We start from the raw sequence: 18,172 nt of genomic DNA on the forward strand, positions 1-18,172 counted from the left end.
GTAATGTTTGAATTGACTGTGCTGAATCTTTCGATTCAATGGTCACTTCGTATCATTGAAACCTAATTTGATACCGAAGTATCGAATTGGATTATCATCAACGAGTGCCCACACAGATTGATAGGTCTATATTGTTAAAGAGCAACTCTTCTTTGTGATTGACATCACTTCGGAAGAGGCGGCCATTCTAGCGAGATAATTTATTGTGTCAAACACTTTCTTCAAATTATTTCGTTTTTCTTTTCAGCCTTATCAACTTCGCTTAAACCCTTGTGAGCCCTTGCCCTGTCGACGAGGAGGCATTATAGAGATCGCGCTCACATTGGCAAGTGTTATTTTTCAAAAATTGCAAAAATAATGGTTAAACGATGAGTTTTCGATCAAACCTTTATTTATTCAACTTTACCCCAAACTCTCACACAACTTATCCACAGAGTTGTTCTTTGAGACGTATTTTTCAAGTACCATAAATAAAGAAAGCTGCTTTATTGCAGCTATCTTTATTAAACTTAACCTAAACTCTATTTAAAGAGCATTATGGCTATATGCCAGACCCATCTTGTTCAGAGCCATCATCTTCGTGTAGGCCACATTCTCGCTTTAAGCCAAAGAATCGAGTTTCTTCCTCTGACATTCCCGGCTCCCATTTACGAGTGGTATGTGTATCACCAACTGAAAGGTAACCTTCATCCCATAATGGGTGGTATTTAAGGCCGTGTTGTTCTAAGTAGTAATGAACGTCTTTATTAGTCCAATCAATTACTGGTAGAAATTTAAACACACCGTTCTGAATTGATAGAATCGGTAAACCTGCACGAGATTTACTTTGCTCTCGACGCAATCCAGAGAACCACGTTCCAACATTAAGCTCTTTTAACGCTCGACGCATCGGCTCAACTTTATTGAGCTTGTTGTATTTTTCAATTCCCTCTACACCCTGCTCCCATAATTTTCCATATCGAGCTTCTTGCCAATTCGCACTTTCTTTGGCTCGATAAACTTTTAAATTTAGGTTGAGAGCATCTGTCAGCTCATCGATAAATCGGTACGTCTCAGCAAACAGGTAACCAGTATCGGTTAGAATGACGGGGATGTCCGCTTTGGCGCGAGTAACTAAATGAAGCATAACCGCGGCTTGAATACCAAAACTAGAAGAAACCGCGAACTCGCCTTCTAGATTATCTAAAGCCCACGCTACTCTCTCTTGTGCTGAAAGCTTTTCGAGCTCGACATTAATTTGAGCAAGACGGAGGATTTGCTCCGTCTTTGTTAATGTCAGTAACTCTGTGAGCTCCAGCTTGGATGCTACAGAATCAAGCATGAAAGTCCCTCTTTGATACGAGCACTTCTTGGATAATGCCAGCACGAATAGTGAAATCGCCAAAGGCTTCGCCTTCTTCACGCTCTTTCGACCATCGAGCCACCAGCAGATCAATCTCTTCTAAGATTTGCTTATCCGTGATGTTCTCTTTATACATTTTTGGTACTCGAGTACCGGCACGGTTACCACCTAGGTGCAAGTTGTAACGACCCGGCGCTTTGCCAACTAGACCAATTTCAGCCAACATTGCGCGACCACAGCCATTTGGACACCCAGTTACACGCAAAATGATGTTGTCATTTTCTGGTAGGTTGTGCTTCTCCAGAATCCCCTCCACATCAGTAACAAACTGAGGAAGGAAACGTTCAGCTTCTGCCATCGCTAGCGGACAAGTTGGAAAAGCAACACAAGCCATTGAGTTCTTACGCTGTTCACTTACGCCGTCGTCCATTAAGCCATGTTCACGAGCGATCTTTTCAATCTTCGCTTTTTCGTTTTTAGGTACACCCGCAACAATTAGGTTTTGGTTTGCTGTCATGCGGAAATCGCCTTTGTGGATTTTGGCAATTTCAGCAACACCCGTCTTAAGTGGTTTACCTGGAAAGTCTAATAAGCGACCGTTTTCGATGAAAAGCGCTAGATGATATTTACCATCAATTCCTTCTACCCAGCCAATACGGTCACCACGTTCTGTGAATTCATATGGACGGCTTTGCTCAAACTTAACACCAGCACGTTTCTCGACTTCCGCTTTAAAGACATCGCTACCTACACGATCCAATGTGTATTTGGTTTTTGCGTTCTTACGGTTTGAACGGTTACCCCAGTCGCGCTGAGTTGTTACTACAGCTGCGGCAACATCAAGTGTCTTGTCCAGCGGAATAAAGCCAAAGTCGTCAGCGCGGCGCGGATAAGTTGATGTATCGCCATGCGTCATCGCTAAGCCGCCGCCGACCAGGACGTTAAAGCCTACCAGCTTACCGTTATCTGCAATCGCTACGAAGTTGAGATCGTTAGCGTGTACATCTACGTCATTTTGCGGTGGGATAACCACTGTAGTTTTAAACTTACGTGGTAAGTAGTTCTTGCCTAGAATCGGTTCGTCTTCTTCCGTGCTTTCTACTTTTTCACCGTCTAGCCAAATCTCTGCATAAGCGCGCGTCTTTGGTAATAGATGCTCACTGATCTTCTTCGCCCATTCGTAAGCTTCTTGGTGTAACTCTGACTCCACTGGGTTAGTGGTACACAACACGTTACGGTTTACATCACCCGCGGTTGCAATCGAATCAATGCCAATACTGTTGAGCGTTTGATGCATCAACTTAATATTCGGTTTTAATACCCCATGAAACTGGAACGTTTGGCGAGTCGTCAGACGAATACTTCCATATAAAGAGTGCTCCGTTGCGAACTTGTCGATCGCTAACCATTGCGTTGGCGTGATGATGCCTCCAGGCATACGAGCACGAAGCATCACATTATGTAATGGTTCCAGTTTTTGCTTTGTGCGTTCATTACGGATATCACGATCGTCTTGTTGATACATACCGTGGAAACGAATTAACTGGAAGTTGTCGGCAGTAAAGCCACCAGTAATACGGTCCTGTAAATCTTGCTCAATGGTGCCACGTAATAAGTTGCTTTCTCGCTTCAGGCGCTCGTTATCAGATAGCGGCCCTAACTCTTCACCTAATACAACCTGCTTATTATTGTCCGTAGAAAAAGTCATTAGTACACATCCCTCTGATAACGTTTCGCTTTACGTAGGTCATTAATAAATTGTTCTGCATCGTCACGCGGCATCTTGCCTTCTTGTTCAGCAACGATAACCAATGCGTCATGCACATCTTTTGCCATACGCGTTGCATCACCGCAGACATAGATATAAGCGCCTTCTTGGATCCACTGCCACACTTGAGCTGCGTTTTCTAAGATGCGATGTTGTACGTAAACCTTTTCTACTTGGTCACGACTAAAGGCAACATCCAATCGGCTTAGTACTCCTGACTTGAGATACTTTTGCCATTCCACTTGGTACAAGAAATCTTGAGTGAACGTGCGATCACCAAAGAACAACCAGTTTTTGCCTTCAGCATCGCGGTTTTCACGTTCCTGAATAAAGCTACGGAATGGTGCGATCCCTGTGCCAGGACCAACCATGATAATTGGAGTACTATCATCTTCCGGCAGTTTAAAGTTGTTGTTATGCTCAACAAATACTTTAACTTCATCTCCCTCTTCGAGACGCTGTGCTAAGAAACTAGACGCACCACCATATCGTTTTTCGTCGTTTTGTTCGTACTCAACCAAAGCAACCGTTAGGTGTACTTCTTCATCGACCTCTTCTTGGCTTGATGCAATAGAGTAAAGGCGTGGAGTAAGACGACGAAGCAAACCAATCAACTCATCTGCGGTTAACTTGGTTTTCTTTTCTGCCAGTACATCAACGATTTGAGTATTTGCAGAGTACTCGCGAAGCTTATCTTTATCTTCAACTAACTTTTGTAGCTTCTTGCTACCGGATAACTCGGCAAACTTTGTGATGAGCTGCGGGTTAGATGTTGTGATTTCATATTTACTCACAAGAGCACTGTGGATTGACAAGCTTTCACCATCAACGTCAACAGTCTCAACCCCAGACAAACCGACCTTACCAAGAATGGCATTTGCAAGTTCCGAGCTATTTTCAAACCACACACCTAGTGCATCACCTGGCTGATACGTTAAGCCCGAGCCTTCTAAGTCGATTTCTATATGACGAACGTCTTTTCCAGAGTCACGGCCCGTGATTTTTTGACTGGTCAGTAACGTCGCAGTGTACGGATTTTGTTTATTGTAAGGAGAGTGCGCAGTCGCAGCTTGACCCACAGGAAGTTGAACCACATCCGCTTCAGAGCCAGAAGAAAGTGTATCTTTTACCTTGTCTAACGCATTCTTACGCCATTCAGTTGCGCGGGCTTCATAATCCACATCGCAATCAAGACGCTCGATAAATGGAGTCGCGCCTAGCTTTGATAGGTAAGTGTCGAAGTCTTTACCGGTCTGACAGAAGAACTCGTAGCTAGAATCTCCCAATGCAATAACACCATATTGCAGGTTTGGCAGCTTAGGAGCCTTCTTCGATTGCAAAAACTCATGTAGCTCAATGGCATTGTCTGGCGCTTCGCCTTCGCCGTTAGTCGATGCCACAATAATGACATGCGTTTCTTTGGCTAAGTTTTTACCTTTGTAATCGCTTGCATCAAAAAGTTCGACTGCAATTCCTTCTGCTTTTGCTTCCTGTTCCAGAGCTTCAGCAACACCTTTAGCATTGCCCGTTTGGGAAGCAAAAATAATACTCAACTTACCTGCTGGCTTCGCTGATACGGCTGCCGTTGCTTGTGCAATTGGCGTTACCGCTGTGTTTGGTTGATTTTGAGCTAATCCCCAAAAATACCCACTGACCCAAGCAAGTTGCTGTGAAGACAACTCAGAGACAGTTTGTTGGAGTGAGCTAATTTGTTGGTCATTCAGAGGGCTTGCGATTGGAGGATTTCCTCCTTGCCCATTATTATCTTCAGACACATTCTTGTGAGAATACTCATTCTTTTGAAAAGACATTATCACGACATCCCTATTCATTGCGTGACGATAGAGTACCCACTCTCCTTAATAACAAGAAAGAATAGAAGTGAATGTTTTATAACTTTTTGGAAGTAAGAACGGCTTACTTTTTGCTCATCGATCTTCAATGCGGACTTGTTGAAAGCCTACTGCCATTGCCGATTTTGACGCAGTATCCAAATCTTCATAAAGACATTCTTCGCCGTGACTGTCCGTTAGAAAAACAAAACCACCGCGCGCATGTCTGAACTCTACAACCCAACCACCCTCTTGGATTGCAGGCTCAATAATCGCTTCGATAAGCTGATTTTCACGGAATAGATGTCTTAGTTCATTTATTGTCATCGCTATCCCTGCTTTAACTTTCACATTGCTCCTCGGTAAGCATGGTCTAAGTCAGCCAAATAGGGAGAAATTTCGATTAGATATAATGAAGTGATATAAAAAAACGCCGCTTATAAAGCGACGTTTTAAGTAAATCGAATATCTAACATGGCTGAATTTAGAACGCGTATTCCGCACTCACAAAGAAGCCGTTAGCAAAAATAAACTCTTTCCCTAGATCCGACATGAATTTATCGGACTCTAAATCAATCACACGGTAACCTCCACGAAAAGCCAGTCGAGCTTTTTCGAGCGGTACATTGTATTGAACACCTGCCATGAAATCGGTGCTTTTGATACCTTTGTTGTCACCAAAGTTTATCTCACCAATCACATCAAAGTTTGTATCCGGAACTTGAATTTCTGCGTAACCATACCAAGCCCAAATCAGCTCATCAAATTCTTCTACACGCCTGCTTGAGCCAGCATCAATGTATTTAGTGTCACTTAAATTACTGAACGTGAGACCCGCATCAAAGTGCAATAAATCATGCTCTAGAACGTGGTAATACAAGGTTAAATCGAGCTTATCGAACCCCATGTAATCCGCATCAACACTTGAGTAACGAAGGCGCGCATTAGGGACATATTTAACATCATGTTCAATCGCCGCGTAAAAAGTGCCTGCGGTACTGCTATCTCGTCTCACTTCATTAACTTTAGTGTCGGCAGCCCATACCTCTGCGCCGACTTTTGTCGATACAGAGTACTCTGCAAAAACAGGAAAAGATACTGCCAACGATAATGCCGTTAAAGCGATGTTCGCTTTATTTGTCATGTAGTATTTACTCCGAGATAGCTGATATTCACGTAGAGGACGTGAGAGGAAATATACCATATTCTCACGCCTCTCCATCAACTAAATGATGTTACTCATTATTTATAGCGGGGCTGAGCGACGTAATTCTTGAAGAACCAAATACCCAATGCAATCACGATTAACCATGGTAATAGTTTGAGTACCGCTCCAACCATTCCCAGTAAAAACATCACAACTAACGCAATACCAGTTGCTGCGAATACGGTCATCATTGTGATACCCGTAACCAACAAGGTCGCCGCAAAGACTAAAATAAAGATTAGCTCCAACATAATCACTTCTCCATTTGTTTTCAATAAACAGAGCAGTTTCCATACCAACTTACAGATGCGGAGATAAGTCAATGATTTTTAATAAAAAATAAAGCCAGAGGCATTTCTGCACCCTGGCTTTATCATTCTTTAGTTGGTAATTTTAGCCATTCACTGGCGAATTTTACACATTCAATTCTTTTGGAATCTTAGCTAGCGCGTCTTGCAATACTTCTAGACCAGAACCTGGTTTGTGCGCATTTTCACTGATATGACGACGCCATTGACGAGCACCGGGCATGCTTTGGAACAAACCTAACATGTGACGGGTAATGTGACCAAGGTACGCACCTTTCGCTAATTGCGCTTCAATGTATGGGTACATCTCTTCAACAATTTCGCTGCGTTTCTTCACTGGAGCGTTAGAGCCAAACAACTCTTGGTCTACCGATGCCAGTAGATATGGGCTTTGGTATGCTTCACGACCAATCATCACACCGTCAAGATGCTGAAGATGTGCTTTTGCTTCTTCTAATGACTTCACGCCACCGTTAATCGCAATCGTTAGGTGTGAGAAGTCTTGCTTCAATTGGTAAGCGCGTGGGTAATCCAATGGTGGGATCTCGCGGTTTTCTTTTGGGCTTAAACCACTTAACCAAGCTTTACGAGCATGGATAGTGAACTGCTCACAGCCACCCTTTTCTGAAACAATAGAAACGAAATCCGTTAGGAACTCGTAAGAATCTTGATCATCAATACCAATGCGAGTCTTGACTGTTACAGGGATATCGACCACGTCTTTCATTGCTGCGACACAATCCGCAACTAACTGCGGTTCAGCCATCAGGCAAGCACCGAAGCGACCGTTTTGTACGCGGTCAGATGGACACCCCACATTTAGGTTAATCTCATCGTAGCCACGCTCTTGCGCTAGCTTGGCACACGTAGCCAAATCTGCTGGGTTTGAACCACCAAGTTGAAGGGCTAACGGATGCTCTTCTTCGTTATAAGCCAGGAAATCTCCTTTTCCATGAATGATCGCACCTGTCGTCACCATTTCAGTGTACAGCAGGGTTTCTTTGGTCATTAAGCGATGGAAGTAGCGACAATGACGATCAGTCCAATCTAACATTGGTGCTACGGAGAGCCTGCAAGAATGAGTCATGATATAAACACCCGTTTTTATGTTGCCAAGGTCGAGCGCAGCAGTACGCTCAAAAAATAAGTCGGGTATTGTATACCCAAGCACCTCTGGGTGCTAGTTTCAGCGAGAATGATTTGGTTGGCTGGCTAGCCAAATGCTTAGGAATACGCAGAAGTAATACGAACCTGTCATTCGTTGATTCATTCTGTGATGATTATTCCGCCTTCACACCACCACCGACTTGCTTTAATTCATGATTTTCGTTCTGATAGTGGGTAAAATGAAGCATTTCTAAACGAACTTCGTATAGAAATGATTTATCATAGAGCACGTCCGATAGTTATGGTGAAAGGTTTGAACCCAACAATCATTGAACAAATTGAAAGTATCTGCGCAGAGCGTGGAGTACGACTGACTCCGCAACGCCGACGCGTATTTGAACTCATTTGTTCTAATCGCCGCGCCTCAAGTGCGTATGAGCTATTGGAGCAACTAAAAGAGAGTGAGCCTCAGGCTAAGCCGCCCACTGTTTATCGAGCATTAGATTTTCTCCTAGAGCAAGGCTTCATCCACCGAGTGGAATCGACAAATAGCTTTATTACTTGTTGTTCTTTCAATACTCAGCAGCACTTTTTCCAATTACTAATTTGCGATAAATGTGGTGATGTCGTTGAACTCGAAGATGAGACGCTGATATCCTTGTTAGCCGAAAACGCCGAGAAGCATGGATTCAAACTGACCAACCAAGTTATTGAAACTCATGGTGAATGCCAGGCCTGTTCCTCCGAGACGAAAGAAAAAGTATAGAAGAACGTTATGCGCGCTGAATTTGTAAACCCGTTTTTAGCTTCTTTAATGAACGTGCTAAAAACTATGGCTTCTCTTGAGCTGAAGCCACAAAAACCGCGAATCAAAAAAGATGAGATCGCACGAGGTGACGTTTCTGGTCTGATTGGTATGGTAGGCCCACAAACTCGTGGTTCAATGTCGATCACCTTTGATGAAGCACTCGCCCTAGAAATCATGCAGAACATGCTTGGTGAACGTCCAAATGGGCTCAATGAAGAAGTGACCGATATGGTGGGTGAGATCACCAACATGGTTACTGGTGGTGCGAAACGCATTCTGGCGGAAAGTGGTTTTGACTTTGATATGGCAACACCGGTTGTGGTTTCGGGCCGAGGTCATACGATTCGCCACAAGTGTGAAGGCTCAATTATTATCATGCCTTTCTCTTCCCAATGGGGAAATGCCTTTATCGAAATTTGCTTCGAATAAAAGAGAAAAAATAGGTTGGCACTGGCCAACCTATTTTGTTTTTGCCTCAGGCAATAAAAAGGTCAGCATTTGCTGACCTTTTCTTTATCTATTCAAACATTAAGCTTTGAACGCTTTAAATGCGTTGATTAGACCGTTTGTTGAGCTGTCATGCGAGCTGATTTGAGACTCGTCTGCAAGCTCAGGTAGGATTTGGTTAGCCAGTTGTTTACCTAGCTCCACGCCCCACTGGTCAAAGCTGAAGATATTCCAGATAACACCTTGTACGAAAATTTTGTGTTCGTACATTGCGATCAAGTTACCTAGCGTACGAGGCGTGATTTGCTTCACTAGAATAGAGTTTGTTGGACGGTTACCTTCAAACACTTTGAATGGCGCAATCGCTGCCACTTCTTCAGCATTCTTACCTACTTTCACCAACTCTTCTTTCACGGTTTCTTCATTTTTACCAAACGCTAGAGCTTCAGTTTGCGCGAAGAAGTTAGACATCAGTTTTTGGTGATGATCGCTAGCTGGGTTGTGGCTAATTGCAGGTGCAATGAAGTCACATGGGATAAGCTTAGTACCTTGGTGAATTAGCTGGTAGAACGCGTGCTGACCGTTGGTACCTGGTTCACCCCAAATGATTGGGCCTGTTTGGTAAGTTACAGCATTGCCGTCACGGTCAACGTATTTACCGTTTGATTCCATGTTGCCTTGCTGGAAATATGCTGCAAAACGGTGCATGTATTGATCGTAAGGTAGGATAGCTTCTGACTCCGCACCGTGGAAGTTGTTGTACCAAATACCAATCAAAGCAAGAATCACTGGAATATTGCTTTCTAGATCTGTTGATACGAAGTGCTTGTCCATCTCGTGAGCACCATCAAGCAACTCAACAAAGTTGTCGAAACCTACTGCTAGTGCAATTGATAGACCGATCGCAGACCATAGTGAGTAACGGCCACCAACCCAGTCCCAGAATTCAAACATGTTCGCTGTATCGATACCAAATTCAGACACGGCTGTCGCGTTTGTTGAAAGCGCAGCAAAGTGTTTAGCCACATGAGCCTGATCACCCGCAGATTCTAGGAACCAATCACGAGCAGTGTGCGCGTTAGTCATGGTTTCTTGCGTTGTAAACGTCTTAGACGCGATCAAGAATAACGTCGTTTCTGGGTTAACTTTCTTCAACGTTTCAACGATGTGTGTACCATCAACGTTAGATACGAAGTGAAGGTTTAGATGATTTTTGTATGGCGCTAGAGCTTCCGTCACCATGTAAGGGCCAAGGTCAGAACCGCCGATACCGATGTTCACAATATCAGTAATTGCTTTGCCTGTGTAACCTTTCCATTCACCGCCGATAACGCGCTCAGTGAATGATTTCATTTTTTCTAGAACCGCGTTCACTGCTGGCATTACGTCTTCGCCGTCTACCATAACTGGAGTATTAGCGCGGTTACGTAGTGCAGTGTGAAGAACAGCGCGACCTTCTGTTTGGTTGATCGCTTCACCACTGAACATCGCTTCAATTGCAGATTTCAGCTCGGTCTCTTTCGCAAGAGCAAACAGGTGCTTCAGAGTTTCCTCATTGATGAGGTTCTTTGAGTAATCGACTAGGATGTCTGAGCCGAAACGTGCAGAGTATTTGTCGAAACGCGCTGCGTCTTGAGCAAACAGCTCTTTAAGATCCATATCTTGTGCAGATTCGAAATGCGCCGTTAGCGCTTTCCAAGCTTGTGTTTGCGTTGGATTGATATTTTTCAACATGGTCTTTATCCCGATGTTACAGTAGGTTCCATTCCTTACAGTCTAGCGAAAACTGTGGAATCCCCGATTTAGCAAATAGAATATAAATTAGATGTTTGGGCAAATGGCCACAAAACAAGTCTTTGTAATTTTTTTTCAGGCGCCAATTATGAACGAGAGCTTTTACACTCACATTGAGTTAGGTCACGTTCCCTGCCCTGAAAATGAACAATTCATTTACGATGACAAGAATCATATCACTTACTAATGACAGGCTCTAATTGGAATAGGATAGACGCCAATTTATAAATTTCCAAAGGAACACGTATGTGGGCACAAAAAACACTGCAATTAAAAGCGAGAAGCCGCGGTTTTCACCTAATAACTGATGAAATTGAACAACAATTACCACAAATAAACGAGCTTTCAGTAGGTTTATTACACCTATTTATTCAGCATACCTCCGCCAGTTTGACCTTAAATGAGAATGCTGATCCAACCGTGCGTATGGACATGGAAGCGCATTTCAACAAGTTTGTACCAGAGCGTGCTCCTTATTATCAGCACACCTATGAAGGTGATGACGACATGCCAGCACACATTAAAGCATCCCTACTTGGCAGTAGTGTGACGATACCAATCCAAAATGGTCGATTAGCTTTAGGAACATGGCAGGGCATTTACTTGGGTGAGCACCGAGACTTTGGCGGCGGCCGCCGCGTTATTGCTACGATTAACGGTGAGTAGATAAAACAAAGGCTAACCTTAGGTTAGCCTTTCGCTGTTTATTTTGAGTACTCCATCTCGACGCGAGGCGTTAGCTTAGTCACGAGTTCATACGCAATGGTACCAATGTGACCCGCCACTTCTTCTACTGGGAGCTCTTTCCCCCAAAGAATCGCTTCGTCGCTGACTTTATCCGTTGCATCTGGTCCCAAATCGACCGTCAGCATATCCATAGAAACTCGACCTGCGATAGGTACTTTACGACCATTTACCCAAACCGGAGTGCCGTTCGGGGCACTTCTTGGGTAACCGTCGCCATACCCTACTGCGATAACACCGACTTTTGTATCTCGCTCACTGGTCCACATACCGCCGTAGCCAACACTTTCGCCCTTCTTAACTTCACGTACCGCAATAAGATGGGATTTAAGTGTCATCACGGGTTGATACCCCAGATCTTGTGCGGTCTTGTCATCAAATGGCGATACACCATACATGATGATACCCGGACGAACCCAATCCAAATGGCTTTGAGGCCATGCCAACAACCCCGCAGATGCCGCAAGTGAACGCTCCCCCTGACAACCAGAGGTCAACGACTTAAACAGCTCAATCTGTTGGGGAGTGATATGGCTATCCAGCTCATCTGCACAGCCAAAGTGACTCATGTAACGCAGCGGTTTCGCTACATTTGGGCACTCCTTCAGCCGCGTGACAAACTCATCATATTGTTCAGGACGAACCCCAAGGCGGTGCATGCCACTGTCAATCTTAAGCCACACGACAACCGGAGTTTCAAGGTCGGCTTGCTCCAAAGCGATAAGCTGCTCTTCACAATGCACCACGGTTTGGATGTTGTTCGTCACAAGAACAGGTAAGTCACCTGGAGAGTAAAAACCTTCTAGCAATAGAATCGGCTTTACCACGCCACAAGCGCGCAGTTGCAACGCTTCTTCAATGCGCGCAACACCAAAGGCATCCGCATGGTTGGCATGTTTTGCAACGTGACGTAATCCGTGACCATAACCATTGGCCTTCACTACAGCCATCACTTTACTTTGGGGCGCTTGCGCTTTCACGCGCTGTAAGTTGTGCTGCAACGCAGACAAATCAATGCACGCCTTGGCCGCTTTCATATAGCTCATGGGGTTACTCATCATCAATATCGAATGCAGGACCCGCGTAGTTGTCAAAGCGCGAGTGTTGACCTTGGAAGGTGAGACGTACAGAGCCGATAGGGCCGTTACGTTGCTTACCAATGATGATTTCTGCCGTACCTTTGTATGGGCTATCTGGGTGATATACCTCGTCACGGTAGATGAACATGATCAAGTCGGCATCCTGCTCGATAGAGCCCGACTCACGCAAGTCCGAGTTTACTGGGCGTTTATCTGAACGTTGCTCTAGGGAACGGTTAAGCTGAGACAGCGCCACGACGGGCACATTCAGCTCTTTTGCCAGCGCTTTCAGAGAGCGCGAAATCTCCGCGATTTCCAGCGTACGGTTATCAGAGAGTGCAGGCACGCGCATAAGCTGAAGGTAGTCGACCATGATCATCGACAGACCGCCATGTTCACGTGCGATACGGCGAGCGCGTGAACGCACTTCGGTCGGAGTTAGACCGGAGCTGTCATCAATGTACATGTTTTTCTTCTGCATCAAGATACCCATAGTAGAAGAAATACGCGCCCAGTCTTCGTCATCCAGCTGACCCGTACGGATCTTGGTTTGGTCAACGCGAGACAAAGAGGCCAACATACGCATCATCAACTGCTCGGCTGGCATCTCTAGCGAGAAAATAAGCACAGGCTTCTCTTGTTGCATGGCCGCATTTTCACACAAGTTCATCGCAAAGGTCGTTTTACCCATCGATGGACGCGCCGCGACAATCACCAAATCAGAACCTTGCAAACCTGCGGTTTTCTTATTGAGATCTGTGAAACCGGTATCGACTCCGGTAACACCATCTTGTGGCGTTTTATACAACAACTCGATACGTTCTAACGTCTTTTCGAGGATGTTGTCGACGTTTTGTGGTCCTTCGTTTTCACTAGTTCGAGACTCGGCGATAGCAAAAACTTTACTCTCCGCCATGTCTATTAAATCTTCAGAACTGCGACCTTGAGGGTCATAGCCCGCGTCAGCAATTTCATTCGCGACACCGATCAAACCACGGACGATCGCACGTTCGGCAACAATATCAGCGTATGCGTTAATGTTAGCGGCACTTGGCGTATTTTTCGCCAAATCTGCAAGGTAAGCAAAACCGCCCACATCTTCTAATTGCTCGTGACGTTCCAGGTATTCCGATAAAGTAATAAGATCGAGAGGCTTGCCCGCTTCAAGAATTGTTTTTACACCTTCAAAAATTAGGCGATGCGGACGACTATAGAAATCACTGCTTACAACACGTTCGGCAACGGTGTCCCAACGTTCATTGTCCAGTAAGAGACCACCAATTACTGATTGCTCGGCTTCTAGTGAGTGAGGTGGCACTTTGATTGCGTCGACCTGACTGTCTGAAGGTTTGCGATTTCTGTTTTCCGCCATGACTTTGCTCGATAACTACTATTGACCCACGATTATAACCTTAACCTGACTGAGATGCTTCCCCGAAGCGACAATTACTTGTTAAGAAATCAACATGCGAACCGCACAAGTAATAGCCTGGTTCTTCCGCCCAGCTCTAATAAAAATTAACCTACCATTGACCCAACAAAATATCTGTATCAGTATCATGCCCCTCCTTTTTAATTACGTTCGAGGTTGATGTGTCCCGATACTGGTTACTTAGCTTTAGCCTACTGTGCGCTAGTGCATCGTATGCTGACGAATCAGTACAGCCAGAGCAAAATATTGATGTACCCGACCCACTAAAAACCGAGGTGGAGTTCGGCTATCAAGCTCACACAGGTAACACGGACTCTCGTTCCCTGAATGCTCGTTTGAGTGCTGAATATACGTCAGGTCGACACCGTTCTAATGGTGAATGGAAGTACTACAACTTGTACAAAGACGGTGAAGAAGACAAACGCTCATCCACCTACTCCCTACAGAGTGACTACAAGTTAGGCCCTAAGACATATTTGTATGGCAGCTTTAAAGGAGTGGATTCTCGCTACAGTGCTTATTTTAAAGACTATACGTTGTCAGGTGGTTTGGGTTACCAGTTCTCCTACACTGAGAACTTCATTTTAGAGGTAGAGGTAGGCCCTGGTTTTCGCTATCAAGAGCCAAACTTAGACGAAATAGATGATGACGATATTGTCTTTCCCGATATCGTTAGAGAAGGCATTTTTCGAGGAAATATCAACACAACTTGGCATGCGTTGGATAATTTAAGTTTCGCAGCTGATATTACGTTGGTAACAGGTAGAAGTAACACACGTACTGATAGTGAACTCAGTGTAACCAATGATATTACTGAAGATATTGCACTGAAACTGGCGCACTCTCGTCAGTATCACGATAAAGTGCCTGAAGGCTTAAGCAAAGCAGACAGCGTATTTTCCGTTAATTTACTTTTCGCTTTTTAACCCTTTTTCTCTCAGTTTTAGAAATAAAAAAAGCACCTCCAAGGAGGTGCTTTTTAGTATTTCGTCTTGATACTGAATTACTCAGCAGCAACAACTTGTAGGTTCACAGTTGCGAAAACTTCAGAGTGAAGTTGAACGCTGATCTCGAACTCACCAGTTGTACGTAGAGCACCTTCAGGAAGGCGAACTTCGCTCTTAGCAACTTCAACGCCTGCAGCTGTGATAGCGTCAGCGATGTCACGAGTACCGATAGAACCGAATAGTTTGCCTTCGTCACCAGCTTTAGAAGCGATAACTACAGCTTCTAGAGCGTTAACTTTCTCTGCGCGAGCTTCTGCAGCAGCTAGTTGCTCAGCAACTTTAGCTTCTAGTTCAGCACGACGAGCTTCAAACATTTCAACGTTAGCTTTAGTTGCCATAACTGCTTTACCTTGTGGGATAAGGAAGTTACGAGCGTAGCCAGATTTAACGTTTGCAGTATCGCCAAGACCACCTAGGTTACCAATTTTATCAAGTAGAATAACTTGCATTGCTTAATCCTCTTTCTTAATAAAATGAACCGATTACTGATGCTTGTCAGTGTACGGTAGTAGAGCTAGGTAGCGTGAACGCTTGATAGCACGTGCTAGTTGACGCTGGTACTTAGCGCTTGTACCAGTGATACGGCTAGGTACGATTTTACCAGCTTCAGTGATGTAGTTTTTAAGAGTTGCTACGTCTTTGTAATCAATCTCTTGTACGCCTTCTGCAGTGAAACGGCAGAATTTACGACGACGGAAGAAACGAGCCATGGGCTATCTCCTGATCTTAAATTTGAGTAATGTTGTCGGCGTGTAACACTAATTTTCCCACGCCATTTCGGCCGGTTTGATAAGTGACAAAACCACTTACCTTAATGTTACTGCCTTGAACTAAATTCTGAGTTAGTGCTTGTGACCCAAGCCCGCTGACGACTACCGGCATACGACAATAAACTTGTCGAGGTAAGTCAGCTTCGATAATAGTAGAGCGATGCTCCAGCCAAAACCGACAGTGTTCAATGCCACCAGGGCTTTTACTACGAATGGGCGGTTTGGCAATGGTGCCGCTCAGCTCCATTCGATTGGCCATAAGAAAACTTACTCAGCAGCTTCTGACTTAGCTTCAGGCTTAGCTTCAGAACGCTCTTCACGACGTGGAGCACGCTCTTCTTTTTGCTTAAGCATGATAGATTGCTCAGTGATCGCTGCTTTAGTACGCATGATCATGTTACGTAGAACTGCATCGTTGAAACGGAAAGCAGTTTCTAGCTCATCAATTACAGCTTGGTCAGCTTCAACGTTCATAAGAACGTAGTGAGCTTTGTGAAGCTTGTTGATTGGGTAAGCCAGTTGACGACGGCCCCAGTCTTCTAGACGGTGGATTTTACCGCCAGCTTCAGTGATTGAACCAGTGTAACGCTCGATCATGCCAGCAACTTGCTCGCTTTGATCTGGGTGCACCATGAATACGATTTCGTAATGACGCATTGGTTGCTCCTTACGGATTATTCAGCTTCCACAAATGGCTCAGTCGTCCAGAGGAAGCAAGGAACTAAAGATAATTGACTGAGTTTAAGGAGCACGAATAGTACAGAAAGGGCGTAAAATAGGCAAGTGATTATTTGCTCAGCGCAGTGGATATTTAATTTCTTCTAATACTAGAAAACACAAAGGCTGCCAACAAGCTGGCAGCCTTTAAAATCAGCGTGTTATTGCGCTGGCTTATCGGTGCTTATTTAACTTCAGCCAGTTCAGCGCGCATTTGATCGATCACTTGTTTGTAATCTGGCTCACCGAAAATCGCCGAGCCTGCGACAAACATGTCTGCGCCCGCTTCTGCAATTTCACGAATGTTGTCAACCTTCACACCGCCATCGATTTCTAAGCGGATATCACGACCAGACTCGTCAATCATCTTACGAACGGCACGCAGTTTATCTAGTGTATGAGGAATGAATGATTGACCACCAAAACCAGGGTTTACCGACATCAGTAGAATCATGTCGACTTTATCCATAATAAATTCAAGACTTGCAAGTGGCGTTGCTGGGTTTAGTACCACACCAGCCTGACAGCCGTGCTCTTTAATTAACTGCAGTGTACGGTCTACATGATCAGAAGCTTCTACATGGAACGTAATCATCGACGCACCCGCTTTTGCGAAATCAGGAATAATACGGTCAACGGGTTTCACCATTAGGTGAACATCGATTGGCGCTGTGATGCCATAATCGCGTAGTGCTTTACACACAGGCGCACCAAAAGTCAGGTTTGGTACATAGTGGTTATCCATAACGTCGAAATGCACCACATCCGCACCCGCTGCGAGTACTTTTTCTACATCTTCACCGAGACGAGCAAAATCTGCCGATAAAATGGATGGAGCAATAAGAAAATCTTTCATACCTGACCTCAGTAGTAATGAGCAAACAATCTGCGCGCAATTCTACCGAAGCCAGTGGGGAGATCCACTATTTAGATATAATAGTGTGAGAATTAAGAGCTTGATTTATCCATGTCTGGGGCATGAAAAAGCGCAAGTAGCTCATCAACTTTATTACGACCGTTACCATTACGGCTAATGGTACGCTTTACTTTTACCACATTAAGATCCGCACCGTGATACAACCGACGTGTCAAGGTAGTGTCGTGGTTAGAAATCAACACAGGAATGCCACGTTCAGTCGCTGTTCTTTCAGCAATGTCGGCTAATGCAGCTTGGTCGTCCAACGTGAAACCATTACCTGCGTATGAGGTGAAATTTGCCGTATTTGAAAGCGGCGCATAAGGTGGATCGCAATACACGACGCTCCCTTTGCGCGCACGACGAAATGTTTCAGGATAACCTTCACAAACGAACGTAGCTTTTTTGGCTTTTTCTGCAAAAAACTCCAATTCCGCCTCAGGGAAATACGGCTTTTTGTAAGAGCCAAACGGTACATTGAAGCCACCTTTTTTGTTGTAACGGCATAGGCCATTAAAACCAAAGCGGTTCATGTACAAAAACGCTAAAGAGCGGTACATCACGTCATCGGTTTTATTAAACTCAGCGCGAATGTGTAGGTAGGCTTCTTTGCGGTTGTTCTCAGCGACAAACCAACGCTTCGCTTCAGAGATATACTCTTCAGGGCGTTCTTTCAGCAGGTTGTACAGATTGATCAAATCTGGATTGATATCTGCAAGTAGATAATGGTCATAATCGGTATTCAGAAACACTGAGCCCGCACCAACAAAAGGTTCAACTAGCTTTCGAGCCGGCGGCAAATGACGTTGGATGTCTTCAACCAGTCCGTATTTTCCTCCTGCCCATTTAAGAAAGGCTCGTTGCTTTTTCATCTACTGCTCTATCTATCGACCA

20 protein-coding genes are annotated in these 18,172 nt (G+C 44.6%); 4 read left to right on the plus strand and 16 right to left on the minus strand.

Annotation, left to right across the window (positions count from 1 at the left end; genetic code table 11):
* Nucleotides 1–541 precede the first annotated feature (541 nt).
* The 7 genes from R7E00_RS19885 to dusA all read right to left on the minus strand — a co-directional run bounded on the left by R7E00_RS19885 (nt 542) and on the right by dusA (nt 7,544).
* The gene (locus R7E00_RS19885) at nt 542–1,321 is read right to left on the minus strand and encodes a phosphoadenylyl-sulfate reductase (protein ID WP_005382748.1); all 780 of its coding nucleotides are present in this window, start codon (nt 1,319–1,321) and stop codon (nt 542–544) included.
* A complete protein-coding gene (gene cysI, locus R7E00_RS19890; protein ID WP_005382750.1) occupies nt 1,314–3,050 on the minus strand; it encodes an assimilatory sulfite reductase (NADPH) hemoprotein subunit in 1,737 nt (578 codons plus the stop codon). The genes R7E00_RS19885 and cysI overlap by 8 nt, the downstream gene beginning before the upstream one ends.
* The gene (locus R7E00_RS19895; RefSeq protein WP_017633538.1) at nt 3,050–4,921 is read right to left on the minus strand and encodes an assimilatory sulfite reductase (NADPH) flavoprotein subunit; all 1,872 of its coding nucleotides are present in this window, start codon (nt 4,919–4,921) and stop codon (nt 3,050–3,052) included. Before R7E00_RS19895 ends, cysI begins: the two co-directional genes overlap by 1 nt.
* Nucleotides 4,922–5,038: 117 nt before the next feature.
* Nucleotides 5,039–5,269: a hypothetical protein gene (locus R7E00_RS19900; RefSeq protein ID WP_005381264.1), complete on the minus strand. Its 231-nt coding sequence runs from the start codon at nt 5,267–5,269 to the stop codon at nt 5,039–5,041.
* Nucleotides 5,270–5,426: 157 nt separating this feature from the next.
* Nucleotides 5,427–6,086 carry a TIGR04219 family outer membrane beta-barrel protein gene (locus tag R7E00_RS19905; protein ID WP_005381265.1) on the minus strand — a complete coding sequence of 220 codons (660 nt, stop codon included), beginning with the start codon at nt 6,084–6,086 and terminating at the stop codon, nt 5,427–5,429.
* 98 nt (nt 6,087–6,184) lie between these two features.
* Nucleotides 6,185–6,400, minus strand: coding sequence for an envelope stress response protein PspG (gene pspG / locus R7E00_RS19910; protein WP_005381266.1), 216 nt, complete (start codon nt 6,398–6,400; stop codon nt 6,185–6,187).
* Between the two features lie 163 nt (nt 6,401–6,563).
* Nucleotides 6,564–7,544, minus strand: a complete 981-nt coding sequence (gene dusA / locus R7E00_RS19915; protein ID WP_017821727.1) for a tRNA dihydrouridine(20/20a) synthase DusA — start codon at nt 7,542–7,544, stop codon at nt 6,564–6,566.
* 321 nt (nt 7,545–7,865) lie between these two features.
* On the opposite strand from dusA, the gene zur reads away from it, so the two are divergent.
* Nucleotides 7,866–8,330: a zinc uptake transcriptional repressor Zur gene (zur, locus tag R7E00_RS19920; protein ID WP_005381268.1), complete on the plus strand. Its 465-nt coding sequence runs from the start codon at nt 7,866–7,868 to the stop codon at nt 8,328–8,330.
* A gap of 9 nt (nt 8,331–8,339) precedes the next feature.
* Nucleotides 8,340–8,801 carry a chemotaxis protein CheX gene (locus R7E00_RS19925; protein ID WP_005381269.1) on the plus strand — a complete coding sequence of 154 codons (462 nt, stop codon included), beginning with the start codon at nt 8,340–8,342 and terminating at the stop codon, nt 8,799–8,801.
* Between the two features lie 99 nt (nt 8,802–8,900).
* Here R7E00_RS19925 and pgi read toward each other — a convergent pair whose 3' ends face one another.
* Entirely contained in the window at nt 8,901–10,553 is a 1,653-nt protein-coding gene (gene pgi, locus R7E00_RS19930; RefSeq protein ID WP_005381270.1) for a glucose-6-phosphate isomerase, read from the minus strand.
* A gap of 306 nt (nt 10,554–10,859) precedes the next feature.
* On the opposite strand from pgi, the gene R7E00_RS19935 reads away from it, so the two are divergent.
* Entirely contained in the window at nt 10,860–11,279 is a 420-nt protein-coding gene (locus tag R7E00_RS19935) for a secondary thiamine-phosphate synthase enzyme YjbQ (RefSeq protein ID WP_046874640.1), read from the plus strand.
* 38 nt (nt 11,280–11,317) lie between these two features.
* On the opposite strand, the gene alr is transcribed toward R7E00_RS19935, so the two are convergent.
* Together alr and R7E00_RS19945 are read right to left on the minus strand one after the other, a co-directional pair.
* Nucleotides 11,318–12,394 (minus strand): alanine racemase, encoded by a 1,077-nt coding sequence (alr, locus tag R7E00_RS19940; RefSeq protein WP_114324107.1) that lies wholly within the window; start codon nt 12,392–12,394, stop codon nt 11,318–11,320.
* Between the two features lie 13 nt (nt 12,395–12,407).
* Nucleotides 12,408–13,808 (minus strand): replicative DNA helicase, encoded by a 1,401-nt coding sequence (locus R7E00_RS19945; RefSeq protein ID WP_005395704.1) that lies wholly within the window; start codon nt 13,806–13,808, stop codon nt 12,408–12,410.
* Nucleotides 13,809–14,029: 221 nt separating this feature from the next.
* On the opposite strand from R7E00_RS19945, the gene R7E00_RS19950 reads away from it, so the two are divergent.
* Nucleotides 14,030–14,794, plus strand: coding sequence for a DUF481 domain-containing protein (locus R7E00_RS19950; protein WP_005381276.1), 765 nt, complete (start codon nt 14,030–14,032; stop codon nt 14,792–14,794).
* A 77-nt stretch (nt 14,795–14,871) separates the two neighbouring features.
* Here the strand turns inward: R7E00_RS19950 and rplI are convergent, their stop codons facing one another.
* From rplI to R7E00_RS19980, 6 genes are all read right to left on the minus strand, one after another.
* The gene (gene rplI, locus R7E00_RS19955; protein ID WP_005381278.1) at nt 14,872–15,324 is read right to left on the minus strand and encodes a 50S ribosomal protein L9; all 453 of its coding nucleotides are present in this window, start codon (nt 15,322–15,324) and stop codon (nt 14,872–14,874) included.
* 33 nt (nt 15,325–15,357) lie between these two features.
* Nucleotides 15,358–15,585, minus strand: a complete 228-nt coding sequence (gene rpsR / locus R7E00_RS19960; RefSeq protein ID WP_000090472.1) for a 30S ribosomal protein S18 — start codon at nt 15,583–15,585, stop codon at nt 15,358–15,360.
* A gap of 16 nt (nt 15,586–15,601) precedes the next feature.
* Nucleotides 15,602–15,904: a primosomal replication protein N gene (priB, locus tag R7E00_RS19965; RefSeq protein ID WP_005381298.1), complete on the minus strand. Its 303-nt coding sequence runs from the start codon at nt 15,902–15,904 to the stop codon at nt 15,602–15,604.
* A gap of 8 nt (nt 15,905–15,912) precedes the next feature.
* Nucleotides 15,913–16,302: a 30S ribosomal protein S6 gene (gene rpsF / locus R7E00_RS19970; RefSeq protein WP_005381299.1), complete on the minus strand. Its 390-nt coding sequence runs from the start codon at nt 16,300–16,302 to the stop codon at nt 15,913–15,915.
* 244 nt (nt 16,303–16,546) lie between these two features.
* Complete coding sequence (gene rpe / locus R7E00_RS19975; RefSeq protein ID WP_005381300.1) at nt 16,547–17,218, minus strand: ribulose-phosphate 3-epimerase; 672 nt, start codon at nt 17,216–17,218, stop codon at nt 16,547–16,549.
* A 92-nt stretch (nt 17,219–17,310) separates the two neighbouring features.
* Nucleotides 17,311–18,150, minus strand: coding sequence for a Dam family site-specific DNA-(adenine-N6)-methyltransferase (locus R7E00_RS19980; protein ID WP_005382762.1), 840 nt, complete (start codon nt 18,148–18,150; stop codon nt 17,311–17,313).
* Between the last annotated feature and the right edge of the window lie 22 nt (nt 18,151–18,172).

The sequence above is a fragment of the Vibrio sp. Vb1755 genome, assembly GCF_033338635.1.
GTDB classification, from domain to species: Bacteria; Pseudomonadota; Gammaproteobacteria; order Enterobacterales; family Vibrionaceae; genus Vibrio; species Vibrio alginolyticus.

Bases quoted from the DNA above. Each gene is read 5' to 3' on its own strand.
- R7E00_RS19905 (WP_005381265.1), bottom strand. From the start codon at position 6,086: ATGACAAATAAAGCGAACATCGCTTTAACGGCATTATCGTTGGCAGTA.
- dusA (WP_017821727.1), bottom strand. From the start codon at position 7,544: ATGACTCATTCTTGCAGGCTCTCCGTAGCACCAATGTTAGATTGGACT.
- R7E00_RS19945 (WP_005395704.1), bottom strand. From the start codon at position 13,808: ATGGCGGAAAACAGAAATCGCAAACCTTCAGACAGTCAGGTCGACGCA.
- rpe (WP_005381300.1), bottom strand. From the start codon at position 17,218: ATGAAAGATTTTCTTATTGCTCCATCCATTTTATCGGCAGATTTTGCT.
- rpsR (WP_000090472.1), bottom strand. From the start codon at position 15,585: ATGGCTCGTTTCTTCCGTCGTCGTAAATTCTGCCGTTTCACTGCAGAA.
- priB (WP_005381298.1), bottom strand. From the start codon at position 15,904: ATGGCCAATCGAATGGAGCTGAGCGGCACCATTGCCAAACCGCCCATT.
- R7E00_RS19925 (WP_005381269.1), top strand. From the start codon at position 8,340: ATGCGCGCTGAATTTGTAAACCCGTTTTTAGCTTCTTTAATGAACGTG.
- pgi (WP_005381270.1), bottom strand. From the start codon at position 10,553: ATGTTGAAAAATATCAATCCAACGCAAACACAAGCTTGGAAAGCGCTA.
- pspG (WP_005381266.1), bottom strand. From the start codon at position 6,400: ATGTTGGAGCTAATCTTTATTTTAGTCTTTGCGGCGACCTTGTTGGTT.
- R7E00_RS19885 (WP_005382748.1), bottom strand. From the start codon at position 1,321: ATGCTTGATTCTGTAGCATCCAAGCTGGAGCTCACAGAGTTACTGACA.
- rpsF (WP_005381299.1), bottom strand. From the start codon at position 16,302: ATGCGTCATTACGAAATCGTATTCATGGTGCACCCAGATCAAAGCGAG.
- alr (WP_114324107.1), bottom strand. From the start codon at position 12,394: ATGAAAGCGGCCAAGGCGTGCATTGATTTGTCTGCGTTGCAGCACAAC.
- R7E00_RS19980 (WP_005382762.1), bottom strand. From the start codon at position 18,150: ATGAAAAAGCAACGAGCCTTTCTTAAATGGGCAGGAGGAAAATACGGA.
- zur (WP_005381268.1), top strand. From the start codon at position 7,866: ATGGTGAAAGGTTTGAACCCAACAATCATTGAACAAATTGAAAGTATC.
- rplI (WP_005381278.1), bottom strand. From the start codon at position 15,324: ATGCAAGTTATTCTACTTGATAAAATTGGTAACCTAGGTGGTCTTGGC.
- R7E00_RS19935 (WP_046874640.1), top strand. From the start codon at position 10,860: ATGTGGGCACAAAAAACACTGCAATTAAAAGCGAGAAGCCGCGGTTTT.
- cysI (WP_005382750.1), bottom strand. From the start codon at position 3,050: ATGACTTTTTCTACGGACAATAATAAGCAGGTTGTATTAGGTGAAGAG.
- R7E00_RS19895 (WP_017633538.1), bottom strand. From the start codon at position 4,921: ATGTCTTTTCAAAAGAATGAGTATTCTCACAAGAATGTGTCTGAAGAT.
- R7E00_RS19900 (WP_005381264.1), bottom strand. From the start codon at position 5,269: ATGACAATAAATGAACTAAGACATCTATTCCGTGAAAATCAGCTTATC.